Origin of the sequence: Cohnella xylanilytica, from assembly GCF_014212175.1 — a bacterium.
GTDB lineage: Bacteria > Bacillota > Bacilli > Paenibacillales > Paenibacillaceae > Cohnella > Cohnella xylanilytica.
This window is the reverse complement of the sequence record NZ_JACJVR010000037.1, coordinates 1-1,572: the sequence shown is the minus strand read 5'-3', so window position 1 is coordinate 1,572 and position 1,572 is coordinate 1. Positions and strand designations below refer to the sequence as shown.

Genomic DNA, 1,572 nt, shown 5'->3' with positions numbered 1-1,572 from the left:
ATCGTTACTACTTAGGTCTATGGAAGAATAGGGTGCCCGCGAAGGGCGAGGGAAAGGGACGGGAGAACGGAAAGTCCTTGCTTGAGCAAGGTGGATACGACACTTCGCAGTCGAGCAAAGATGAATGCTCCGGCTTCCGTGCGAAACGCGCCAGAGATCTTTTGCTTTACCTTTACCATCCGCAAGTCTCGTTCCGCCTGGTTATTGTCAAACGGCGTTTCGGCTCGCCAAAGAAACGACAGGATCGCCGCTTTGTGCTTCAATAACCGTTCGCCTAAGTTGCCTGCCTTGCTCTTTATTTTACGGCCACGCGTCCCGGTTTTTTCGCGCACTTGGTCTTTCGACCATTCCTGCTGACCGGTCTCCAGAATCGCGTCATAGCGGGCGAGAATGTTGAAAATGACTTCTGCACGCACCGACGTATTCGCTTGTCGAGATTCGCTTGCGAGCCGCCAGCTTTCTTTCAGGAGCTCGCTCATCTGCTTGGCCCACACATGCCCGTCGTGCTCCGCAATACCCTTGCATTCCCGCAGCAGGTGTACGTTGCAGAGTGCGTGGTCAAACGAATAGTGATCCTTGAAGTACCCTTGCATGCAATCGTGGACCACCGTCCCGGCGTATCTCGGCAAAAAACCGTGCGCATCCATCGCCTTGCTCCCACGCTGCGCATGAAAACGAAGCAACGTATACTTCTCGTCGGAGATCACATGCATCCACCCGGTCTTGCCGCCGACTCGGCATCCCGTTTCATCGGCATGCACGACGGATTTCTCGAGCAAGCGGTCGATTAGGATTTTCTCGGTGGGCTGCAGCGCGTCCGAGGACTTCTCCAGTAGGGTGAGCAACGTAGCTTCGCTGGGTCCATGGCCAGTCAGATCGCTAAACAAGCGGGAAATCCGGTCCAGCGGCAGCAACTGATAGGCATGCAAATAGACGGTCCATGCGACCCAACCGTCGCCGTATTGGGCCGGAGCTTTCACTTGCTCCGGGAACGAGGCGCTTTGCATGCAGCGACAATGCGAACAGTAGGCCTTTTCGGCTTGAAACTCGGTGATGAACAGACGTGGAGGCGGCAAATCGAATACTTGTCGCTTCTCCACCGTCTTGCGTTCCGCATCGGTCAGCGATCCTTGACAGCAAGGGCAAGAATCCAGGGGAATGACGACCACTTCATCCGGTTGCTCCGCTTGACACAGTGTCGTGCCGCGGTGTCCCTTGGGCGCTCCTTTTTTGCCGCCTGACGTGCGCAAATTCGTCGGTTTGCGCAGGCCATCGCTCGAAGGGGGCTTGCTGCTGTTGCTGCTATTGCTTTTGAGTTGCCGTTCCAGTTCATGTACACGACGTTCAAGTTGCTCAATGCGATCCGCCTGTTGATTGAGAAGGAATTGAACAACGGAAGCGATTTCCTTGTCGCCCTTGCAAATCGTCATCACTTGCTCCGGTGTCAGCCGCATTTCCGTCACTCCTCGCTCGATTTCAACTCTGCTCCTATTACTTCGACACGAGGGGCTCGATCTCCTTACGAACATCAAAAAAAAGTTCCCCTAATATGGGGAACCTAAGTAGTAACGA

Annotated in this window: 1 protein-coding gene; it reads right to left on the bottom strand. The window is 54.6% G+C overall.

What is annotated here, in order from left to right; genetic code table 11:
* Nucleotides 1-17: 17 nt before the first annotated feature.
* A complete protein-coding gene (gene tnpC, locus H7B90_RS10070; RefSeq protein WP_185135740.1) occupies nt 18-1,454 on the bottom strand; it encodes an IS66 family transposase in 1,437 nt (478 codons plus the stop codon).
* Nucleotides 1,455-1,572: the final 118 nt, after the last annotated feature.

Coding starts and splice junctions, on each gene's coding strand:
- tnpC (WP_185135740.1), bottom strand. CDS start 1,454: ATGCGGCTGACACCGGAGCAAGTGATGACGATTTGCAAGGGCGACAAG.